Origin of the sequence: Lentibacillus daqui, from assembly GCF_027186265.1 — a bacterium.
GTDB lineage: Bacteria > Bacillota > Bacilli > Bacillales > Amphibacillaceae > Lentibacillus_C > Lentibacillus_C daqui.
In genome coordinates this window covers 416370-439308 of the sequence record NZ_CP114176.1, presented here as the reverse complement: position 1 = coordinate 439308, position 22939 = coordinate 416370, and the positions used below count along the sequence as shown (strand labels likewise).

Genomic DNA, 22939 nt, shown 5'->3' with positions numbered 1-22939 from the left:
CAAGACTTTCCAAACCGTTCAATTACATTTTCCTCCTTAATTGTTGGAGGAAAAGTCTGTTACAACACCGACCGTTCCTCCACTTTGTTTTGTGTGTTTTGGTTTACAAAGATAGTATTAATTGCACTCATAAAACACCACTCCTTTCAAAATGGATGAACAAGCTAGTGTTAGTTTACACCATGCCATTACAAAATGCCAATTCCATTAAGTGAATTTTTAAACAAAACGCTATCGCATATGTCTCATGTTATGGATAGAATTGAGGAAATAGTCAATGTGGAAGGAAAACGCCTGGATTATCCATAAATCCAAGCGTTTTTTATTCGACAATAAACGACAAAATTCGGGAAGTGATAGGCACCCCCTACCGCTTATTCATCTCACTAGGCACAGAATTGTGACGCTGATTTCGATCTAAACCAGCAATTTTCTCCATATCTGCTTCACTCAGCTCAAAATCAAATACATCCAAGTTCTCAGCCATCCGCGAAGGTGTTACTGTTTTTGGAATGACCACAACATCGGATTGAAGGTGCCAGCGAAGGATTACTTGTGCCGGTGTTTTGCCATATTTACCGGCAATTTCTTTAATAACTTCATCTTTTAAAACATCGGTGCCATTCATTAATGGACTGTATGCTTCCAAACGGATACCATGCTGCTTGCAGAATTCTTTCAGTTCTTTCTGCTGTAAATATGGATGACATTCAACCTGATTAATGGCGGGTGTAATATCACATTCATCCATAATCCGTTGCAAATGCTCGATATCAAAGTTACAAACGCCAATCGCTTTGGTGCGCCCATCTTTGTATAACTGCTCCAATGCCTTGTATGTTTCAACATATTGGTCATACTTTGGTGTTGGCCAGTGGATCAAATAAAGATCTACATAATCAAGACCAAGTTTCTCCAAACTTTCATCCATTGCTTTCAATGTATTTTCATAGCCCTGATCACTATTCCATACCTTTGTGGTGATAAATAAATCGCTACGATCGATGGTGCTATCTGCCAATGCTTTTCCAACACCACGTTCATTGCCGTAGATTTTTGCAGTATCAATCGAGCGAAAACCAGCTTTTAACGCATTATCTACCGCTGTTGCTGCTTCATCTTCGGGAACTTTCCAAACCCCATATCCAAGTTGCGGCATACGAAGATCATTGTTTAGTGTTATGTATTGCATAACTGATCGCTTCCTTTCTTTGTTTATATCTTAAGACATTTCTAGAAGTGGAACAAAAATGCTATTCGTATTCATTCCCTTCATTTATAAAATGTAAACTATTTTAGTGTGGAAAACAGGGCTGATGTACTTTCCTCAGTAGAAATTAAAAAAGGATGTTATCGAGGTGTTGTTCTTGGTGGTGTTTATTTTTCTCCGGGGAACCTTATAGCTAGAATGATAATATCGTCTCCTTGCATTTCATAATAGAATTTAAATTTCCGGTGAATCATACGTGAAATCCCCTTACACTCTCCCCATTCATCAGTATATCGTCTAGTTAAAAAAGGATTCAAGAGGAGATCTTCAATTTCGGCTGACAACTTTTTTAAAAATATCCGCGTCTCCTCTTCGGTAAAATGTTCATTTCTGTAATGCTGAATTTTCTTCTTCGCCAGCTTAGATAACACTACTCGCTTCATTTGAAAAAATCCTTTTCATCAATAGATCGGATAAGTTCCTCTGTTGTTACATACTTCCCTTCCCTATATTCCCTTCTGCTTTCATTAATCATTTCCCTGAGTTCCTCGTCTTCTTCCATTTCCTCTTTAATGGTCTTTTCCCGTTCTTCACATGCCAGCGTGAACGTCCCTTTCCCGGGTACATAGAATTGGGAAACGGTATGTTCTTTATTCAGTTTATCAAGTTCTTCATACAGTTCTTCCGGTGTGTTTATATGCTTCAACATGAACACTCCTTATCCGTCATACACTAATGCCACCTTTCTTGCTTTCAAGTGTTAATAATGTATTCAGAATTTAAGCTAAGTATACTACCGTTAACCCGGTTGGTCAAAGTTATGGATTAGGCGCAAAATCTTGTTTCAGTAGCTTTCCACAGCACGTCTTTTTATTATTTTACAAATATTTGCTTTCATTTTTGAAAAAGCCTCCAACAACCCACATAAAAAAGCAATTTTCCTAAGATAAAATAAAAGCCAAAAAAATAAAACGAACGTGGATTCTCGCCACGTTCGTTTCCACCACTTACTATCGCGCATTCATCTCACTCGGCTCAGGACCTTTTCGCTGATTACGATCCAATTCAGCCATTTTCCGCATATCGACATCACTTAATTCAAAATCGAATACATCGAAGTTTTCTTCAATACGTGATGGTGTGACCGATTTCGGAATCACGATGTTGTTGTATTGCAAGTGCCAGCGAATAATCACTTGTGCTGGTGTTTTGCCATATTGATCAGCAATTGCTTTAACTTCTTCACTGTTCAACACATCGCCACCGCTCATTAATGGGCTCCATGCTTCCAAGTAGATGCCATGCTTTTTACAGAAATTTTTCAATTCCTTTTGCTGTAAGTATGGATGGCACTCGACTTGGTTTACTGCTGGTATCACTTCACATTCATCTAATAAACGTTGCAAGTGTTCTATGTCGAAATTACACACGCCAATCGCTTTGACACGGCCATCCTTGTAGAGTTTCTCCATCGCCTTATAGGTTTCTACATATTCGCCATATTTTGGTGTTGGCCAGTGGATTAAATAGAGGTCAACATAATCAAGACCCAATCTTTCCAGGCTGGCATCAAACGCTTTTAAGGTGTTCTCGTATCCGTGATCACTATTCCAGACTTTAGTTGTAATGAAAAGATCTTCACGGGCTATATCCGTTTTTGCCAGCGCTCGCCCTACTCCATGTTCATTTTCATAAACTTTCGCAGTATCAATGGAACGATAGCCAACCTCCAGCGCTTTGGTTACTGCAGGGGTTGCTTCTTCATCTGGTACTTGCCACACACCAAAGCCCAGCTGCGGCATCTTTAGGTCATTGTTTAGTGTTACATATTGCATGTTGTGTCGCTTCCTTTCCTGCTGTGATGTAATTTAGTTTAACATATATTGGGACAGAGGTCCGGTTCTTGTGCCTGCTTTGGTAGATAATGGTGGGACAAGGTGCCTGTTCCCCTTTGTCTCCCTATTTTTTACGTTTTTCTCTGGCAAAGGTATAGTTTCCTTCATATCTAGTTAGCTTTTCATCAGAGAGCCAGTAGGTTATTGGGAACAATCGATCGAGAAAATAACGGTCGTGGGAAACAGCAATAACGGTTCCGTCAAATTGCTCCAATGCTTCCTCCAATACTTCCTTTGATTCAATATCCAAATGGTTGGTTGGTTCATCAAGGATAAGCAAATTGTGACTTTGATGGACTAATTGTGCAAGCCTTAGTCGCATTTGTTCACCACCGCTTAAACTGCTTACTTTTTGAAAAACAGTTTTTCCATAAAACAGGAATTTTGCTAGCATCCCGCGAGCCGCCCCTTCTGTAACATGAACTTGATCGCGGAATTCATCCAATATTGTCCGTTCCCCATTCAGTTCAAGCATATGCTGGGAAAGGAATCCAACTGACAAATTACTACCCAATTTAACTGCGCCTTCGTCAGCCTCCACGGTTCCTAACACCATTTTCAATAGACTCGACTTTCCGCTTCCGTTTTCTCCGACAATCGCAACCCGGTCTTGAAAACGCACGTGCATATTTACTGCAGAAAATAACTCCTTTTCGTGGAATCTTTTGCTGACGTTTTCCATAACTAAGACATCTTTACCGCTACGTTTATTCATCTGAAAATCAAGATCGATCTTTTTCTGTTCCAGGACTGGCCTTTTCATGACTTCTATCTTGGCAAGTGCTTTTTCCATGCTTTTCGCCCGGCGATGCAGGCCAGCATTAGGTGGATTTGCCTGATTGGCCCACTCTTTTAACTTTTTAATGGTTTCTTTCATCTTTTTAATTTTCTTTTGTTGATCCTGATATTGCTGAAATTCCCGCATTAATCGTGCTTCACGTTCCTTTACATAATCTGTGTAATTGGTCGCGTAAGGAATAAGCTCACCTTGATCCATTTCAAAAATAGATGTGACGGTTTCATCCAAAAAGTAGCGATCATGTGACACAATTACAACTGTCCCTGCATATTGCTTGATAAAATCAGTCAACCATTCTATTGCGGATAAGTCCAAATGATTGGTCGGTTCATCAAGCAAAAGCAAATTTGGCTCTGTTAGTAGTAACTTGGCCAGACCAACCTTTGTACGCTCTCCGCCGCTCAATTGCTCCCAATTTTTTTCAGCTAAATTCGCTATTTGCAATCCACTCATTATTCGTCTAACCCGCGAATCAATTTCATACCCGCCAGCTTCCTGAAATTTCTCTTGCAAAGTCCCATATATTTCAACAATACGTGTTAATTGATTTGCATTTGTTTCGAGTGACATAGATCGTTCCAAATCTGTCATTTTTCTTTTCATCTCATTGATGGACGAAAATACATCATACAGTATTGCTTCTACTTTCCGCTCGCGATCTACGTCAGGAGTTTGTTCTAAAAGCCCAACTGTTAAGCCTTTTTTCCAAGTAATCGTTCCCGATGCTGGTTCTGTTTTACGTGCCAGTAAATCGAGTAATGTTGTTTTACCTTCCCCATTTCTTCCAATTAAACCGATTCGATCCCCAAGATTTATTTCACATGTTACGTCACTAAAAATCGTATTCGCACCAAAAGTTTGTGTTACGTTTTGTAAGCTTGAAACAATCATTTCTCTTCCTCCGTAATGAAGAGACCTTCCCCCATTAAAAACAAAAAAGACGGCAGAGCAAACACTCCACCGCCGCATTAAAATTCCGTTCGTGGATAGATGTCTCTTACTGGTATTTTTTCCATATATTTCTATTAAAAAAGTACACACTCGTCCCTTGCATAGAAATATCGGAAAAAATTGCATAACGCGTCCAAAGGTACTCCCTAAACTTGGTTATGCCACTACCAGTATGATTCATCATATCCACCTCCTTTTGCTCATTTGTATTTAGTTTATGGGAAAAATGATTGGGAGTCAACCTTGGGAATTAATTGAAATGCCGTAAGATCAAATACACGCATACAATTTTGAATTGCTTGACTAACAATTGCTTTCCCTTTACTCTTACTCAGAGGCAGACGCTTGTGGTTTTTAATTTTTGAAAAGGAAGAGAAACATGACCAATAAGGAAAAAAATGCGGAAATGGTTAGTCAGTTTGTGGAAGTATTCAGATGTCCACTTTGTAAAGGGTCAATGAAGGTCGTTGATTTAAAAAGTCTCATGTGCTCGAACAATCATACATTTGATTTTGCTAAGCAAGGGTATATAAACATGCTGAACCATCCCTCCTCCAATCAATACAACAAGAATTTATTTGCAGCAAGGCATCAAATCATTATGAATAGCAACTTATATTCATTGCTGCATGAAAGGATTTCAAAAGTAATAATAGAATATGTAGCTGTATCTAATGAGCCGTTCATGATTCTTGATGCAGGATGTGGGGAGGGCTCACATTTACAAAGGGTTTTAGACGAATGCAAGGATGAAGCGATTATCGGAGTTGGTTTGGATATTTCAAAGGAAGGCATTAAGATGGCTGCCAGAGAATACCAAAAATCAATCTGGCTAGTCGGGGATTTAGCGAATTCACCATTAGCGAATCAATCGTGCCATGCCATCATTAACATACTTTCACCAGCAAATTATACAGATTTCAAAAGGATCCTGGCTTCGGATGGCCTTATAGTCAAAGTTGTTCCGCGTGCAAATTATCTAATAGAACTTCGGGAAACACTTTTCAATGATACAGCCAAGATGCTCTATAAAAATGATCAAACGGTGTCACTTTTTAAAAAGCATTTCCATCTGGTTAATAAATTTAAACTAAGCTATACCAAGGTGCTCAATCAAACGGAATTAATACATTTAGCTCAAATGTCTCCACTTGCCTGGAACGCGAAAAAAGAACAATTTGATACATTTTTTAATCAAGGTTCTTCTGAAATAACGGTTGATTTGGATATTTTGGTTGGAATGAACAAGTAAACAGGAGGAAATGATAGGGAAGGAAAACCTATGTATTGAGACGTGAAAATTGTGTGAAAAGGCGAGGGAATACCATGACAACTATTGTGCAATCGATCAATTATAATCAAGCACCTTATGCATTACAACGAGAGATTGCTGTTATGCTGCATAGGGTCTGGCCGGACGCTTGTCCAATGCCAGGGGCAACGATTCCGAAAGCGCACGATAAAGAACTTCATGCACGCTCATTTTATTCCTATATAGACGGAAAGTTGATCAGCTATGCAGGCGTGGTGCGCAAAACTATCAGGCACGATGGACAAACATTCAATATTGCTGGTCTTAGCAGTGTGGCTACTGATCCCGCGTACCGTGGCCAAGGGCTAGGTTTACGTACAGTCTCCGCCGCTACTCAATGGATTGAAAAACAAAGTGACATAGACTTTGGCATATTCACGTGTGAACCATCTTTAGCTATTTTCTATAATCGTGCCGGCGCTTGGTCTGTGGTGTCGGATGTGGCACTGATTGGAAGTCGGGATGAAGATGCTTTATCCAGCCAATCCTTGGACGTTGTTGTTCTAATGCGTCTGTTGTCAGAAAAAGCTAAGGCTTATGAACCGAGCTTGCGTCATACGACTATTAATCTTGATTTGCCTTGTGGTCAGTTTCTATAACAAACGGCATGCGACCTTCCGTCATCGGGCCGCTTAATAGTATTTGCGAAAAATGTAAAAATTAAGTTTGAATCAAAGGAGAAAGGTGTCGAAAAGGGAGAAACTGTTCCAACATTCACACCCTCTCTCATCCATCATTCCAAACAATTCTGCCACTTTGCTCCTCATGATCAACCTCAACATCAAAATCATGCTTACTATAGAAATACGTTAAACGATCAACATGGTCAAAATCACGGGCAACAATATCACCTGTTATATATTGGATATTCTTATCACGGGCCAGTTCTTTCAAATGATCCATAAGTACGGATCCATACCCTTTATTTTGCTCCCCTTTGATATCCGCAATATGCAGGGTATCCTCGCCTTTAAATTCCGCCTGGATTGCAGAATGCCAGTTACCACGAAATGGAGACTGACAATCGTGCAGCATCAACTGAAAAGTATCCGCTTTTTTATCCGCATAAATAATCACCAATTGTTCATCCCTAGCGTGGTCAATACTAATTACTTCTGACTTTTTCGCGATTTGTTTCATATTATTTTGCATCCGCGCTAATTGGATTTCCAATGTATCTAGTTCTTCTTTAATTTCCGCTTTGTCTTTTTCCTTTTCCAAAAAAACTGAGTAAACCAATTCTACACCTTCTCCTTAGCCTGTATAAACTATATTCGTTCATGTACACAATTTGTTATTGTACTAGAAGACAAGCTTGATTTTCAAGGGTGAATTTTGGGTGTTTGACATCCGGCAAAACAAAATTTATGAAAAATTAGTAAAAGTGGATTTTGGCTTATATTCTCCTTTACAAAACATAACTTTCCCTAAGACAAATTACCAAACTAGCTTCCAATTAGTATTAACCTTTATGTTCCCGTCTCACTGCCTTTCTCACTTATCCGGACTGGGTGCCAGACATGCAAGCAATTCTGAATGGTGTCCGTTCCTGGCACCCGAACAATTACGCGTGATACAAAAAACAATTCTTCGTATGATCATTCACCATTCCAGTCGCCTGCATAAACGCATAGCAAATCGTTGGGCCAACAAACTTGAATCCTCTTTTTTTCATGTCCTTACTCATTTGTTCTGATTCCTTCGTTGTAGCCGGAACATCGGCATGTGTCTCCCAGTGATTATTGATCGGCTGGCCGCCGACAAACTGCCAAATATACGAACGAAACGAGCCAAATTCATCCGCTATCCGGAGAAAGGCTTGTGCATTGGTAATGACGGAGCGTATTTTTCGTTCATTCCGGATAATCCCTTCATCTTGCAACAGCTCATTGACTTTATTCTCATCATATGCACTTACCTGCTTCGGATCAAACTGGTCAAAGGCAGCCCGATAATTTTCCCGGCGTTTTAGAATAGTAATCCAGCTAAGTCCTGCCTGTGCCCCTTCCAAACACAACATTTCAAACAGTTTCTGATCATCATATGTTGGCTGGCCCCATTCATGGTCATGGTAATCGATATAAATTGGGTCGGACGTTACCCAGTCACAGCGAGATTTCATGCTTGCATCTTTCATCCTTATTCCGCCTTTGTTTCTACTTTATTTTCCGGGTATGATATCCAATCACTAAAGCTTCCGGGATACAATTTCACATTTTCATAGCCAGCCATTTTCAGCGCTAACACATTTGGGCAAGCGGAAACACCAGACCCGCATGATACAATGATTTCATCCTTTTTCCCTAGTTTTGCAAAATGGGTTTGAAGTGCTTCCTTGCTTTTCCATTGTCCATCTTCTCCAAGCACATCTTTCCAAAAGTAATTTTTGGCACCTGGAATATGTCCCGCTTTTGCATACAGTGGTTCGGTTTTACCCAAGTAGCGATCTTCTGCGCGCGAATCCAATAATACAGCGGATCCATGGTTGACTTTCTCTTTTACCTCTTCCATATGCACAATCTCATTAGAACGGACAGACGGCTTAAATTGTTTTACAGTCGGGACCGGAACCTTATTTGTCACAACATGCCCTTCTTTCACCCATCTAGTTAAGCCACCATCCAGAATATGGGCATTATCATGGCCAGCGAAATACAGCAGCCACCATAATCTTGAGGCAAACATATCATTATCCTGATCATAAATCACCACTGTTGTATCCTGATCAATACCAACCTCACCCAATTTCTCAGCAAAATCATTCATATCTGGTAATGGATGATTTCCCCCGTGTTCCTGCACTGGACCTGCTAAATCTTTGTTCAAATCAAGGTAAACAGCTTCTGGAATATGACTTTCTTGATAGGCTTTTTCCCCCGCTTCAGAATCTGTCAGCGAAAAACGGACATCAACTACTGCCGTCTGTTCCGGATGCTGCTTCACCCGATTCTCGAGCCAATCCGGTGTTACTAAAACAGCCATTTGCAATCCCTCCCATAGTTATCTTTTGTTCATTCTATCATAACAATTTTCCCATAACATATTCATCTTTGAAGACTCCGTCAATATGTATGGAATGTTTTTTCATACCTTCTACCTCCCTGCTTCTTAAAGTAATTCAACAAACATCAAACGATTTCCTTCATAATATAATGCTGGGAAAAATTCAATTTGTTGTGATATGCTTATGTTAAGGAAAAAGGAGATGATCTGTATGAAGGATGAACTGATCAAACGATTCACTACATACGTCAAAGTTGATACACAATCAAATGAAGAAAATGAAACAACACCATCGACCACCGGCCAACTGGATCTGGCTAATATGCTTGTCGATGAACTGCGGCAGATTGGCATGGCCGATGTAACAATGGATGAGAACGGCTATGTGATGGCAACCCTTCCCGCCAATTCCGAAAAGGATGTACCAACGATCGGCTTCCTTGCCCACGTCGATACCGCAACCGACTTTACAGGGAAAAATGTCAATCCACAAATCATCGAAAACTTTGATGGCAATGATATTCAATTGAATGAAGATGTCGTGTTATCCACGAAAGATTTCCCTGAGCTTTCTGGCTACAAAGGACAAACACTGATTACAACTGATGGGACAACATTGCTAGGAGCGGATGACAAAGCAGGTGTGACGGAAATCATGACCGCTATGGCATATTTGATTAACCATCCGGAAATTAAACATGGACAAATCCGTGTTGCGTTTACTCCTGACGAAGAGATTGGCCGGGGACCACATAAATTTGATGTAGATCGCTTCAACGCTGATTTTGCCTATACGGTTGATGGCGGTCCGCTTGGTGAATTGCAATATGAAAGCTTTAATGCTGCCGCTGCTAAAATAAACTTTAAAGGAAATAGTGTTCACCCCGGAACAGCTAAAGATAAAATGGTGAATGCAGGACGCATGGCAGCCGAGTTTATTTGTAAGTTCCCAGAAAGTGAAACACCGGAACACACCGAAAAGTATGAAGGGTTTTTCCATTTAATCTCAGTCAGTGGAAATGTGGAAAATACCCAGGCCACCTTTATTATCCGGGACTTTGACAAGGATAACTTTGCCAGGCGAAAGGAAACAATGAAAGCAAACGTGCAAGCCATGAAAGATAAATATGGTGAAAACAGTCTCGAACTACAGATGAAAGATCAATACTATAATATGGGTGAAAAAATAAAACCGGTCAAGGAAATTGTCGATGTTGCTTATCAGGCCATGGAAAATCTGGATATTAAACCAATCGTCCAGCCTATCCGCGGTGGCACTGACGGATCGCAACTTTCGTACAAGGGACTTCCTACACCGAACCTATTTGCTGGCGGTGAGAACTTTCACGGGAAATATGAATACGTGTCCGTCGAAACAATGGAAAAAGCGACAAAAGTTATTGTAGAAATTTGCCGGTTGTTTGAAGAGAGAGGTTAAAGAAAGACAATCTTATACAAAGCTATTGAGCGTGGTAATATGCCACGCTCTTTACTGTGCTTATTTAAAAAAGAAACGCTTCAACTTTTTACGTTATGAAGGAAATGCTATCGAAAAACTTGTCGATATTTCCCGGGAAATAACAAGAATAATATTTTCGTTTGTCGAAATGAGGAACAAAAAGCGCATATACCATTGAAGGTATACACGCCATTCTCCCTGTTGTTACAGGTTATCATTATTGTCCGTATTATTTTGCTGCTCTTGATTAATGGAAGTATTATCAATTGTTTTATCAAATTTCTGCAGATATTTTGCTGCAAAATCTTTTCCTCCCAAACCAAAGGCAAGCCCAAACGCCAATGCTAATGCAGCAAGAAGTAAGATAAACGCACTATTTACGATAGTTGATGCAATTCCTAATTGAGATACTGCCATAAATGCTGCCAGAATCAAAATACTATACTTGGCAAAGCCTGCAAGCACACCAGTTGCCGGTCCATTTAACAGATGCAGCAATACTTTTTGCACCATCGAACCAAGTAATAAGGCAATACCCAAAATAAGCACTGCTGCCAGCACATTTGGCAGATAAGCAGTAATCGCGGTTGCGATTCCTACTAGGAAATCCAGCTGGATAAGATATAGCGCCTGCACGGTTAAGAAGAATATAATTAAAATCTGTACAATATAGCCAGCAATATACGATGGTGTCCATTTCTCCTGATCCACCACTTTATTATTGCTGACAGTGGAAATAAAACGATTAAATCCTAATCTAGCAAGATAACTGCTGACAAATTCGCCAATCAGCTTACCTAACCAGATTCCAACCAAAATTAAACCAATCGCAATCAAGATATTCGGAATCATCTGCACGACACTATGCAGCATGCCAATTGCCGGTTCCGTAATCCCTGCTAATTCCAATTGTTCTAAAGCGGAGATCGTAATCGGAATTAGAATAAGGATAAAAACAATGTTTCCGACAAATTTTGCAAAAGATGTCCCTTCAAATAAATTGGACAGCTTTAATTTTTGAATCCATTTTTCTGTACCTGCCGCATCTAATAAATTGGTTACCACACTGCGGACAATTTTGCCAACGAACCAGCCTACAGCAAAAATAAGTACCGCTGCAGCAAGTTTAGGGATAAAGTTTAAAATAGACGCCAACAGACCGCTAAACGGTTCGGCAACTCCCTGAATATTTAAAGCCTGCAGTACACCAGGAATAAATAGGAGTAAAATAAGGTAGAACGCAAACTTTCCGATTGTTTCGGTGGTTTTTCTAATACCTTCCTCGGAGTCCGCAATCCCTATTTTAGAAAATAGACGCTGAATGCGCAGTTTCTTGCTTCCTTCAACAATCAGCCATTGGACAATGGTTGCAATGACCCAAGCCAATAGTAAAATCAACACTGCCTTCACAACTGCCGGAATAAAATCTAAGAATGTGGAGATCAAATCCGATAATGGATTAGCAATCATCGTCAGATTCAGGATATTGAAGAATAAGATAAAGGCAACAATCAGCAGTATGTAATAAACTGCTTTTGCGATAAACCTTTCTGACTTCACAGGCTCCCCTTTTAACCGGAACCGATTAAATAATTTATCATCCCATTTTGTTTTCTTTAAAGCCTTCTTTACTGTATTACTTACCAATTTAGCTATGAGCCATACGACAAGAAATACAATAAGTGCTATAACTACATTTTGAACTCCTGTCCAAAAATTCGTTGTAAAATAATCGTTCATAAAGTTTTCCATTGATTTATGCCCCTTTCTATACGGTTATAGTTACTGCTACCCGTCATCAAAAAGAGCTAAACCTATTTTTATTGACATCCTCCCCCACCTAAAATCTTCATTTTTGATACTTTTCTTCTTATTGTGATATTTAAAAACTTCAGCCACTTGGTTACTTAACTCATTTAATTTTTTTCGGTTATTATAGAATACATTTCTTATTTCTTGAGGAATAGTAAAAACCATATGACGATGTGTAACATTAAAGATCATTTCTTGTTGTTTATCCGACCAGTCATCGGTATACTTTTTTCCGCAACTATGACACAATCTGCTTTTACAGGTAAAACAAACGAATTTCGGTAAAGGATTTCCTTCACATCCTAAACATTCATATCGGGCATAACCTAAATCACGTGTACTGCAACGAATAGTCTTCTCAACAGTCTCTTTGATATGGTCACGATACGACTCAGGAAAACGATTCGAATGGAGTTCCCAGAAGCCTGCAAAATGATCTTTAAGAATTTCTTTAATAATCCCGGTTCCTTTTCTCATCTTTCTACTCCTCAAAGTAAGAACAATTAAATTTTAACATAAAAATTATCCACAACCGAGAAAATTTATAATTTTCTAGCCAATAAAAAAGTGCATCCTTGTACTCTCCAATATCCTGCCTAATGATGTAATATTGTCTGTAATTTTCAGTATTCAAATTGCCTTTACCACTGGAAAAATTTCTTTTTACGTCCCATTATCATGGTGCTATAATAGATAAAGTCGAAATTACAACTGGGACAAAGGAACCGTCCCTCTGTCCCGGTTGAGGGGAGATTTAATGTATGTTTAAAAGGTTGTTGCCCGCTGTTATGATGATTGTGGGGATTTTTATGTTGACGGCATGTGCAAACGATGAGTCAACTAGCAAAGAAAGTAGTAATGCGGATGAAACAAAATTTGTATTGCCTGATCCTGAACTAAGAAATGGTGCAAGTGGAAAAAAAGTAACCGAATTAAAACAGGTATTGTCAGAACTGGGTTATTCCTTGCCTGAAAGTGATACATTTGATGATGATACGACAATGGCCTTGAAAGACTTTCAATCGCAACAGGTGAAACTGGCGGCAACGGGGATTTATGATGCAGATACCAAACAGTGGCTTGAACGGGCACTGGATGGATCATTTACGATAAACCCTGGTAAAGGTCTTTCCCAAGATGCTGTCAATGCTGATAGTAACAAGACCATTACTGTTTCTAACCCGAAAGATACGCTGGTACTTGTCAATAAACACCATGCGTTACCCGCAGATTATGAACCGGACGATTTGGTTATTCCAGATGTTCGCTTTCCATTTACAGAGGATATCCCTAAAAAATATATGCGTAAAGAAGCAGCTGACGCATTGGAGGAATTGTTTGCGACTGGTGATGCGGCAGGGGTCAATTTATTCGGGCAATCTGGCTATCGTTCCCATGATCGGCAAAAATCCGTATTCGATGCCTACGTTGCAAAAGATGGTAAAGCCGCTGCCAATAAATACAGTGCACGACCTGGGGAGAGTGAACACCAAACAGGGCTTACCATGGATGTTACCAGTCCCGACATCAATTACGATATAGTGGAGGACTTCGCGGATACCAATGAGGGTAAATGGTTAAAGGATAACGCGCACAAGTACGGGTTTATTATCCGCTATCCAAAAGACAAAGTGGACATTACCGAATATCAATATGAACCGTGGCATATTCGTTATGTGGGAAAAGATGCTGCCAAGGTGATCTATGAAAAACATATCACCCTTGAAGAATATCTCGGCGCGGTGTAATCCCTGCCCTTTCACATATGTTTGAAACAGAACCTGCATCGTTCCTGGTGCAGGATTTTCTTTAACGAATCAATTCCATCTATATAAACAGAACAGCTAATGCCTGTTTAAAAGGTAATTAGCTGTTCAAATAATGTGAGACAAACTTTTTCGTTGCTGATCTATTTGACGATCTAATATCCGTAACCGCTCGACCGCTTCTCTATCATCCATTTTCCGGTAATGGTGGTTACCGCCATACTCTTCATCGGCTTCATCCGCACACGCAACAACATACTGCAATGGTTTTAATTCAAGGTTGCCTTCAGGTAAATAAGAATCAGTATGGAGTAAAATCGCAATTGCAATTTCCTTCGCAGCATGCCGATCTTCGCCAATTCGAATCAACAATTTATGCGCACGACTCGCTCCCTTAATCGCATGAATATCATTTTCCCGGTATAATTCATAATCCCATTCCCCATTGCTATACCATGTGTAGTGTCCCACATCATGCAGCAACGCGGCTTTGGTTGCTAAATCCGGATCAACACCGTACTTATTGGCAAAATGGTATGCATGTTCTGCAACCGCAACAGCATGGGCAACACCTGAGCGTTTCAAATACTTTTGCGCAATCGGGTGCGTGAAAATTTGTTCCAATGTAATTCGCTGCATATTAACGTCTCCTTTCTAAAAGATGGTAGCTACAAAAATATATTGTTTAATACAATAGCACGCAACGAGCTATATTGCAATCAAAAATGAACCTGAATTTGTTCCAGTGAAACATATGGGATTTATCCATTCGTGCTTTTTGAATGAGATTGAATGCTTTTGATTGGACGTACCGGATGCTTTATATTCCTTATATTGGATTGTAATGGCTTATTCCTATGAAGAAGCTTGTCTAAGGAATAAGCCCATGTTAACCTATCCAATTTGACATCCTGTAAGCATTTTTCAGCCTCCGCTTCCAACTGATAGCCATCGACCGCTAAAAACTGGTTATAAACATCATTGTACTTTTCCATTAAATCGGTTGTTGGATGGGTCAACTGTGATTGGATTTGCTCCAATTCCCGTTTTAACTGATAACGTTCTTCACTTGCTGTTTGCACATATTCCAGCACTGTCATGGACGCATCGACAACAGGATCTTGCTCCAGCACTCCCCATTGTTCAACACGTGGATACCCAGCAAAAAGTAAGTGCGTTGATTTAAATTCCTTTTTCGGGTACACTTTGACTGATAACAATTATCAATTAAAAATCCAAGCAGATAAATTAAAGGAGAGATTTTTGGTGGCAGAAACAAAAGAACGATCATCCATTGCGGAAGTGATCCGTGAACGACGCGCTGTTAAAAAAGGCTATAATGATAAACCTGTTACCAAAGAAACTGTACTGGAATTGCTGGAAGACGCTATTTGGGCGCCAACACATCAACTGCGGCAGCCATGGCGCTTTATTTTCATTGATCAGGAGCATAAATCAAGTTTCGCTAAACAAGTTGCTGCAACGTATCCGGAAGAACGTCAGGCAAATCGCGAAGAATATTTGAACGAGCCAAATGCCTTGCTTGCGGTTATTATGCAAGTACCAGAAAGCCAAAAGCAATATGATGAAAACTTTGGTGCGACTGCATGCATGATTGAAAATTTCTGGCTGCTGGCCTGGGAACAACAGCTTGGTGTGGTATGGAAAACAAATCCGCATATCTATGACCCAAAAATGAAAGAGATTCTAAATGTTGGTGATGATGAGAAAATTGTCGGGCTGCTGCATCTTGGCTATTTCGATAAAGAGCCGATTAAGAAGGATCGGATTTCGGTTGTGGAGAAGTTTTCGATGTTTGAGGGCTAAGTTTGATGCATAGTTTGCATACACATCAATTTTTAGTTCCACTGAAGAGGTATTGACTACTTATCAGATACCAAAAAATGTAACATATACGTTGAGATGGTGATTCCCAGTTTTAAAATTTCCATCTGAAATACTGCCGCATGAACACATCCTTTAAAGTTAACTGGGTTTATAATCCTTAGAGTTTAGTGCTCATGCGGTTTCTTATGCTTTTATTTGCATTAGTATGCAAAACCCCCATTTTTTGTATTTCACTAAAAGGAAATTTTCCCAAATACAGCTGTATAGACCTAAATAAATGGCAGTCCCTTGAAATACTTGAGAAAATATTTGTTTATAAGATATTAATATCCTAGAGGTTGATGAAAAATGAAAATTATTATACATACTCTAACAATATTATTAATACTTATCATTGTCTTTATCACTTTTGGATTCGTAGTAAGCAGGCACAATCTAAAGAAAAATAAGTACGACTTATTAAATTACCTTAAAAATCATAAGGAAATACTATCTATAACCCTGAAAGAAAATGGACAAGATACTTTGGCTATAAATCCAAATAAAAAAATTCCATTAGCAAGTACATTGAAAATAATAATAGCGTTTAATTTTGTTAAATGCGCGATGAATAATAAGTTTTCAGTCGTTGACAAAGTAAGGTTAAGTGAACTTGAAAAACTCTATATTAAAGATACAGATGGAGGAGCCCATTCCAATTGGAAAAAGTCCATAAATTCTCCTACTGAAGTATCTTTGTTGGAGGTAGCAAAAGGGATGATGCAATTTAGTTCTAATGCCTGTACGGACTTTTTAATAGATAAAATAGGAGTAGACGTTATTAATAAAAGTATCGAGGCACTTCAGTTAAATCACGATAAAATAACTTATTTAACTCCATCTGTCTTAATACCAGGGTATTTATCCGATAAACGTAAACTAGCTATAAACAAGATAGCAGCGATGAATAAGCAATCGTATCAGAATTTATCAAGTGAATTATTCGAGAAAATGAAAGCAGATGAAAGTGGTTATCTTGAAAAAAAAGCGACTAAAATGCTAGATCAGAAAATGCAGCTTCTAATTACGAATAAGATGGCGTCATCAACTACAAAACAATATGCCGACCTAATGTATAAGTTGGGAAATGAACTCTTAACCGAAGAGGAAAAAGAGATATTTAGTGAAATATTAATAGGCAAAAGCATAAAGAGTAACTATGATGACTATCTTTGGTATAAAGGTGGATCTACTTTATTTGTTTTAACTTCTGCACTGTACAAGGAATCTCAAAATACAACGCTGTCTTTTTCCTTATTTATCAAGGATGATACAGGTGGAGAACTATACTGGATAAGAAATATATTCAATGATTTTGTTATAAGTGTTGCCACAGATGCAGAGTTTAGAAAAAAGGTAAGGGAAATGGCAAACTAACGGATGTCTTCCTAGAAAAATACAGTATAAAATAGGAGCCAATTCAGTTTTATTCATGTTGTAATTTGCATAGAAACTTTCTTTTTACGATAAACTATCTTTGACAGAACAAGACTGATCTCATAAAGTATAATAAGTGGTATGGACACTATAATTTGCGTAACATAGTAAAAATGTCTAGCAAACACCCACATTTGCTAGACATTTATATCTTCAAACTTATCTATTCTTCATCCCAAACCGCACTCTTCAACATCTTATCATTTTCATGACGTTCAATCGCCAATTGAATCAACCGGTCTATTAATTCTGGATAAGAGATCCCGCTTACTTCCCACAACTTCGGATACATACTAATGCGAGTAAATCCTGGCAAGGTATTCACTTCATTGACGTAAACCTCACCTTGTTCAGTTAAGAAAAAGTCAACACGTGCAAGTCCCTCACACTGAAGGGCCTCAAATGCTTTAATGGCAGTTTGTTGTACTTTTGCCACCATCTCATCGGATAGCGAGGCCGGGATTGCCAATTCTGCTCCTGTTTCATCAATATATTTGGATTCATATGAATAAAATTCCGTGCGTGGCAGGATTTCACCAGGCAAGGAGGCAATCGGATCGCTGTTTCCAAGTACTGAGCACTCGACTTCCCGGCCAACAAGCCCTTCTTCAATGATTACCTTATGATCGTACTGAAATGCAGCTGCGATTCCAGCTTCAAATTCCTCTTTATTGGACACCTTGCTGACACCAACCGATGAGCCTTGATTAGCCGGTTTGATAAACATGGGTGTTCCTAATTGCGCAACAATATCTTCATAAACAATTTTATCTTTCTTAGATTTTTTGAATGCAAATCCCTTGGCCACGTTAATCCCGGCGGCTTCTAAAAGGCGTTTGGCGATCTCTTTATCCATACAGATGGAGGAACCTAGTACACTGGCTCCAACAAATGGCAGATTAGCAATGCGTAACATGCCTTGTAAACTACCGTCCTCGCCTAGCGTTCCGTGGACAATTGGAAATACCACATCTAACTGTTCCAGGTTCGCTGCATTGGTTGCATGAATCAGCTGCTTTCCATCTTCTCCTGGAACAATGGCTACATTTTCGTTTGATTTATTCAGCTGAATAAGCTTTGGATTTTCTGCGTTTAATAAGTAAGAAGATTGATCATTCAAATGCCATTTTCCCTGTTTATCAATCCCAAGCAACACGACATCATATTTATCTTTATCAATGGCATCTACAATATTTTTCGCTGACTGTAAGGACACCTCATGTTCGGCAGACTTCCCACCAAAAATAATTCCCACTTTTTTCTTTGTCATTATGGACTGAACTCCTTCTTTTTTTAAAAGTCGTATACTATATAAAATAGCATATTATAGCCTGTTTGCGACAGCCGAATGAGATTTTTAATGAAAATTACCTTGGATATGCCTGCTTAAGTTTTGGGTGTATATCTAATGAACAATAGGTGAAGAGGTATGTTGCAATATGTTTAATGTTCCAAGGTTACGCCGCAGATGAATATCATCCGATTGCTTATCAACGTAATGGCACCAACTATATTATAAATAACCGAACCTTATTTGAAAATGATCAGTCTATATTTTCCCCCTCGTTTATGTTCCGGCTATTTTGATCGTCAATACTTTTCAAAAATTATTTCAAAATCCCCCTTGACATTTCTCTCCGACTCCCCTATCATTAATTTCAACAATTCAAATGATGAACAGTGATGACGAAGAGTAGTAATCTTTCTAAACACGCCCAGAGAGCTGGTGGTTGGTGTAAACCAGTGGTGTTGGTTAGACGAATGGACTTCTGAACTTCCAAACCGAACCATAAATGCAGTAGGCTTTGGCGAATGTCTCATCGTTACAAGAGACAAATATTAAGGTTTGATGTGTGTTCAAAAAAAGGGTTTACCGAATTTTGAACATCCCTTAAACTTGATATTACCAAAGTGAGCTGTTTTTCAGCTAATAAAGGTGGTACCACGGGTTCCTCGTCCTTTTGGGATGGAGGGGCTTTTTTGTATACCCAAAAATATTAAATAAAATACTATATACAAATCGTCGAATAAGAAGAGTAAGCTTTACGTACAAGCGTTAAAGAGAGCCGGTGGTGGTGTGATTCCGGTACGTGGATAAAGCTGAATGGCCTTATGAGAGGTTTCCCGAACGAAGCAGTAGGGAAACACGGTGCTCCGCCGTTACACGGATAGGATATCGGATAACAGATGTTAGATGCCACAAATAAGTGGTTAGAGAAGAGAAGTCGTGAATGTTTTTACTTCCATTTGGCAAATACTTCAACTGTTCATCCCGTATCCGAACAAAGATGAAATCCGGATTAACCGGTTTTCAACAGAGGTGGCACCGCGGTCGCAATCGTCCTCTATAAAGACTTTAATCTGTCTTTATAGAGGACTTTTTTATTTCGCTTATATGAACACGAAAAGGAGTTTTTGGCAATGACTACCCTTCCCTATAAAATAATCAAACAAAATGCTGATACGTTAACACCGATCACAATCTTTAGCCGCTTAACCGGCGAGAAAAAATTTCTGCTGGAAAGTTCTTTTGAGCATGAACAGAAAGGAAAATTTTCGTTTATTGGCGCCAACCCATATCAGGAAATTATCGGTCACGAAAATAGCACTACCGTTATCGATCATGACAAAGGAGCACAAATGAAATATGAAGAGGAGTCTTTACAGTACGTGCAGAACCACTTACCAAAAATAGAACTGGATCTCCCCTTCCCCTTTTATGGCGGTGCGATTGGTTATATCGGCTATGATGCGATTCGCCAGGTGGAGGATATCGGAGAGCCACTACCGGATGATCGGGAAATGCCGGATGTGCATCTCATGCTTTATCAGGACATTATCGTATATGAACATGCAAGCGAAATGGTCTATTTAGTAGCCATTAACCGGGACCAGCAATCTGAAGCCATGCTGGATGATCGGTTGGAAAAGTTACAGCAGGCACTAACAAGCACGGCGGATATCCCGACATCAGACGACATGGATCCGGTCGCCTTTCTACCGGAGATTACCAAGGAAGCGTTTATGGAGAAGGTCGAAACAGCAAAGCAGCTGATCCAACAAGGCGATATTTTCCAAGTCGTTTTATCTCAGCGCATGCAGGCTGACTTTGCCGATAATCCGCTATCGTTCTATCGGAAATTAAGAAAAGCCAACGCGTCACCTTATATGTTTTACATTGACTTTGCTGATTACTTTGTTTTAGGCGCATCACCGGAAAGTCTGATTCAAACTAGTGGCCGTCACGTAGTCGCCAACCCAATCGCGGGAACCCGTGGACGTGGGCAAACCGCTGAAGAGGAAGCATCCCTCGAAGCAGAACTTTTATCAGATGAGAAGGAGCTTGCGGAACATCGGATGCTGGTGGATTTAAGCAGAAATGATCTTGGCCGGGTTTGTGAGATTGGCAGCATCACAACGCCAACGTACATGACCATTGAAAAATATCAGCATGTCATGCACTTTGTTTCGGAGGTGCACGGACGACTAAAGCAAGGCGTTTCTGGTATTGATGCTTTACGATCCGCCCTCCCAGCAGGTACTGTTTCCGGAGCTCCGAAAATTCGTGCCATGCAGATCATTAATGAATTGGAAAATACCAAGCGCGGGCCATATGCAGGCGGGATTGGTTATATCAGTTTCAATCATGATTTAAACATTGCCCTGGCCATACGTTCATTGATCATTAAAGATCAGAAAGCTTACTTACAAGCTGGAGCCGGAATTGTTTATGATTCGGATCCGGAGAAGGAATATGAAGAAACATTACGCAAAGCAAAAGCCTTAATGGAGGTGACCCAATATGATCCTGCTCATTGATAATTACGATTCATTCACTTATAACCTGTATCAATATTTTTCCGAGGAACATATCACGGTAAAGGTGGTGCGAAATGATGCCATCAGCTTAGCCGAGATTGCAGCATTACAACCGGAAGCCATTGTCATTTCACCGGGACCGGGGCTGCCACGTGAAGCTGGTCGATGTATCGAGATCGTGCAAACTTTTTACCAACGCATCCCAATCTTGGGCGTTTGTTTAGGCCATCAGGTCATTGGTGCTGCACTTGGCGCAACCATCAAGCCGGCGAAAGTGATCAAGCACGGAAAAACATCTCGAATCACCCATAATGGATCAGGTTTATTCAGTTATTTAACCCAGCCGCTGAAGGTCATGCGATATCATTCACAAATCATTGACCCATCGACAACCCCGGCAGAACTGGAAATTACCGCAACGTCGCTGGATGACCATGAAATCATGGCTATCAAACATCGGCAATACGCAGTGTACGGCGTCCAGTTTCACCCGGAGTCCATTGGAACGAATACTGGAAAGAAAATCATTCGAAACTTTTTGGATGAGATTGGAGTGATCCACTATGAAACAATATCTTGAAAAGCTGGCCAATAAACAAGATCTGACATTTGACGAGGTAAAAGCAGCAACCACCCTATGCTTCACGGGTACCGTTTCAGACAGTGAAATTGGTGCATTCCTGCTTGGATTACGGGCAAAAGGCGAAACAGCCGATGAAATTGCCGGTCTGGCGCAGATCATTCGTGAAAATTCGTTGCAAACAACAAGCAACATTGCCAATGCCATGGATAACTGTGGAACTGGCGGGGATGGATCCAATAGTTTTAACATCAGTACCACTGCTGCGTTCGTAATTGCTGGTGCAGGGGTCACAGTCGCTAAACATGGGAACCGAAGCATTTCCAGCAAAACTGGAAGTGCAGATGTCCTGGAGTATCTGGGGATTTCCTTACAATTATCCAAAACTCAGGTGGAAGAAATATTGCATGAAAACAAAATCGCCTTTTTATATGCACCATATGTTCATCCAAAGATCAAACAATTCATGAAGGTAAGAAAGAATTTACGAATACCAACGATTTTTAATTTAATTGGACCACTAACCAATCCGGTAGATTTAAACACCCAGTTACTCGGAATTAATCGACGGGATGTGCTGCCAATGATGGGAGAAACGCTGGGTAAACTTGGTCGCCGTCGTGCGGTTGTAATTAACGGTGCAGAATATATGGATGAAGCATCACTTGCCGGGGATAACCATATTACCTTGCTTGATAATGGGGAAATTACAACCTTTACGCTTCATCCATCAGAAGTTGATTTACCTGTTTATCCAATCGAGGATATCCGTGGTGGCGATGCCAAACAAAATGCCGAAATTTTATTAAATGTATTAAAAGGAGTTCCTGGCGTCCATCTTGATACGGTTCTGCTTAATGCCGGACTAGGCTTATATGCAAACGGCGCTGCTCGTACCATCAGAGAAGGAGTTGCCCTGGCAAAAGAAAGCATCCTATCCGGGGCAGCTATGGAAAAACTGGAGAATTTAATAGATTATAGTAAAAAGATTCCAAGTGAGGCGATATAA

General features: G+C 39.9%; 23 protein-coding genes and 2 other annotated features. Of the genes, 9 read left to right on the top strand and 14 right to left on the bottom strand.

Annotated features, from left to right (window positions below; all coding sequences use genetic code 11):
- Window positions 1-367 precede the first annotated feature (367 nt).
- The 6 genes from O2S85_RS02340 to O2S85_RS18700 form a co-directional block, all read right to left on the bottom strand.
- Window positions 368-1192 carry an aldo/keto reductase gene (locus tag O2S85_RS02340; protein ID WP_269411160.1) on the bottom strand — a complete coding sequence of 275 codons (825 nt, stop codon included), beginning with the start codon at window positions 1190-1192 and terminating at the stop codon, window positions 368-370.
- Between the two features lie 185 nt (window positions 1193-1377).
- On the bottom strand, window positions 1378-1653 hold the full coding sequence (locus tag O2S85_RS02335) for a type II toxin-antitoxin system RelE/ParE family toxin (protein WP_269411159.1): 276 nt from the start codon (window positions 1651-1653) through the stop codon (window positions 1378-1380).
- On the bottom strand, window positions 1650-1919 hold the full coding sequence (locus O2S85_RS02330; RefSeq protein WP_269411158.1) for a hypothetical protein: 270 nt from the start codon (window positions 1917-1919) through the stop codon (window positions 1650-1652). The genes O2S85_RS02335 and O2S85_RS02330 overlap by 4 nt, the downstream gene beginning before the upstream one ends.
- A 301-nt stretch (window positions 1920-2220) precedes the next feature.
- Entirely contained in the window at window positions 2221-3045 is an 825-nt protein-coding gene (locus tag O2S85_RS02325; protein WP_269411157.1) for an aldo/keto reductase, read from the bottom strand.
- Between the two features lie 124 nt (window positions 3046-3169).
- Entirely contained in the window at window positions 3170-4795 is a 1626-nt protein-coding gene (abc-f, locus tag O2S85_RS02320; RefSeq protein ID WP_269411156.1) for a ribosomal protection-like ABC-F family protein, read from the bottom strand.
- A gap of 106 nt (window positions 4796-4901) precedes the next feature.
- The gene (locus O2S85_RS18700) at window positions 4902-5036 is read right to left on the bottom strand and encodes an RAxF-45 family protein (protein ID WP_369420057.1); all 135 of its coding nucleotides are present in this window, start codon (window positions 5034-5036) and stop codon (window positions 4902-4904) included.
- A 198-nt stretch (window positions 5037-5234) separates the two neighbouring features.
- Between O2S85_RS18700 and O2S85_RS02315 the strand changes: the two genes are divergently transcribed.
- A complete protein-coding gene (locus O2S85_RS02315; RefSeq protein WP_269411155.1) occupies window positions 5235-6107 on the top strand; it encodes a putative RNA methyltransferase in 873 nt (290 codons plus the stop codon).
- Between the two features lie 74 nt (window positions 6108-6181).
- The gene (locus O2S85_RS02310) at window positions 6182-6766 is read left to right on the top strand and encodes a GNAT family N-acetyltransferase (protein WP_269412438.1); all 585 of its coding nucleotides are present in this window, start codon (window positions 6182-6184) and stop codon (window positions 6764-6766) included.
- 127 nt (window positions 6767-6893) lie between these two features.
- On the opposite strand, the gene O2S85_RS02305 is transcribed toward O2S85_RS02310, so the two are convergent.
- From O2S85_RS02305 to O2S85_RS02295, 3 genes are all read right to left on the bottom strand, one after another.
- On the bottom strand, window positions 6894-7406 hold the full coding sequence (locus O2S85_RS02305) for a GNAT family N-acetyltransferase (protein ID WP_269411154.1): 513 nt from the start codon (window positions 7404-7406) through the stop codon (window positions 6894-6896).
- A 325-nt stretch (window positions 7407-7731) separates the two neighbouring features.
- The gene (locus O2S85_RS02300; RefSeq protein ID WP_269411153.1) at window positions 7732-8304 is read right to left on the bottom strand and encodes a DNA-3-methyladenine glycosylase I; all 573 of its coding nucleotides are present in this window, start codon (window positions 8302-8304) and stop codon (window positions 7732-7734) included.
- A gap of 2 nt (window positions 8305-8306) precedes the next feature.
- Complete coding sequence (locus O2S85_RS02295; protein WP_269411152.1) at window positions 8307-9149, bottom strand: sulfurtransferase; 843 nt, start codon at window positions 9147-9149, stop codon at window positions 8307-8309.
- 232 nt (window positions 9150-9381) lie between these two features.
- Between O2S85_RS02295 and pepT the strand changes: the two genes are divergently transcribed.
- The gene (gene pepT, locus O2S85_RS02290; RefSeq protein WP_269411151.1) at window positions 9382-10608 is read left to right on the top strand and encodes a peptidase T; all 1227 of its coding nucleotides are present in this window, start codon (window positions 9382-9384) and stop codon (window positions 10606-10608) included.
- A 225-nt stretch (window positions 10609-10833) separates the two neighbouring features.
- Here the strand turns inward: pepT and O2S85_RS02285 are convergent, their stop codons facing one another.
- Both O2S85_RS02285 and O2S85_RS02280 read right to left on the bottom strand, forming a co-directional pair.
- Complete coding sequence (locus O2S85_RS02285) at window positions 10834-12381, bottom strand: mechanosensitive ion channel (protein ID WP_269411150.1); 1548 nt, start codon at window positions 12379-12381, stop codon at window positions 10834-10836.
- Between the two features lie 36 nt (window positions 12382-12417).
- Entirely contained in the window at window positions 12418-12918 is a 501-nt protein-coding gene (locus tag O2S85_RS02280; RefSeq protein WP_269411149.1) for a transposase zinc-binding domain-containing protein, read from the bottom strand.
- A 284-nt stretch (window positions 12919-13202) separates the two neighbouring features.
- On the opposite strand from O2S85_RS02280, the gene O2S85_RS02275 reads away from it, so the two are divergent.
- The gene (locus tag O2S85_RS02275; protein ID WP_269411148.1) at window positions 13203-14189 is read left to right on the top strand and encodes a M15 family metallopeptidase; all 987 of its coding nucleotides are present in this window, start codon (window positions 13203-13205) and stop codon (window positions 14187-14189) included.
- A 126-nt stretch (window positions 14190-14315) separates the two neighbouring features.
- Here the strand turns inward: O2S85_RS02275 and O2S85_RS02270 are convergent, their stop codons facing one another.
- Both O2S85_RS02270 and O2S85_RS02265 read right to left on the bottom strand, forming a co-directional pair.
- On the bottom strand, window positions 14316-14846 hold the full coding sequence (locus O2S85_RS02270) for an HD domain-containing protein (protein ID WP_269411147.1): 531 nt from the start codon (window positions 14844-14846) through the stop codon (window positions 14316-14318).
- Between the two features lie 122 nt (window positions 14847-14968).
- Window positions 14969-15427, bottom strand: coding sequence for a hypothetical protein (locus tag O2S85_RS02265; RefSeq protein ID WP_269411146.1), 459 nt, complete (start codon window positions 15425-15427; stop codon window positions 14969-14971).
- A 46-nt stretch (window positions 15428-15473) separates the two neighbouring features.
- Between O2S85_RS02265 and O2S85_RS02260 the strand changes: the two genes are divergently transcribed.
- Window positions 15474-16034 carry a nitroreductase family protein gene (locus O2S85_RS02260; RefSeq protein ID WP_269411145.1) on the top strand — a complete coding sequence of 187 codons (561 nt, stop codon included), beginning with the start codon at window positions 15474-15476 and terminating at the stop codon, window positions 16032-16034.
- 369 nt (window positions 16035-16403) lie between these two features.
- Window positions 16404-17471, top strand: coding sequence for a serine hydrolase (locus O2S85_RS02255; protein ID WP_269411144.1), 1068 nt, complete (start codon window positions 16404-16406; stop codon window positions 17469-17471).
- Between the two features lie 223 nt (window positions 17472-17694).
- Here O2S85_RS02255 and ddlA read toward each other — a convergent pair whose 3' ends face one another.
- On the bottom strand, window positions 17695-18801 hold the full coding sequence (ddlA, locus tag O2S85_RS02250; RefSeq protein WP_269411143.1) for a D-alanine--D-alanine ligase: 1107 nt from the start codon (window positions 18799-18801) through the stop codon (window positions 17695-17697).
- Window positions 18802-19205: 404 nt separating this feature from the next.
- Window positions 19206-19495: a binding site (T-box leader), on the top strand.
- 50 nt (window positions 19496-19545) lie between these two features.
- Window positions 19546-19880, top strand: a binding site (T-box leader).
- Between the two features lie 72 nt (window positions 19881-19952).
- Between ddlA and trpE the strand changes: the two genes are divergently transcribed.
- From trpE to trpD, 3 genes are read left to right on the top strand one after another with little or no spacing between them, the layout of a single operon-like run.
- Entirely contained in the window at window positions 19953-21350 is a 1398-nt protein-coding gene (gene trpE, locus O2S85_RS02245) for an anthranilate synthase component I (protein ID WP_269412437.1), read from the top strand.
- A complete protein-coding gene (locus tag O2S85_RS02240; RefSeq protein WP_269411142.1) occupies window positions 21334-21930 on the top strand; it encodes an anthranilate synthase component II in 597 nt (198 codons plus the stop codon). Before trpE ends, O2S85_RS02240 begins: the two co-directional genes overlap by 17 nt.
- Complete coding sequence (gene trpD / locus O2S85_RS02235; RefSeq protein WP_269411141.1) at window positions 21914-22939, top strand: anthranilate phosphoribosyltransferase; 1026 nt, start codon at window positions 21914-21916, stop codon at window positions 22937-22939. The genes O2S85_RS02240 and trpD overlap by 17 nt, the downstream gene beginning before the upstream one ends.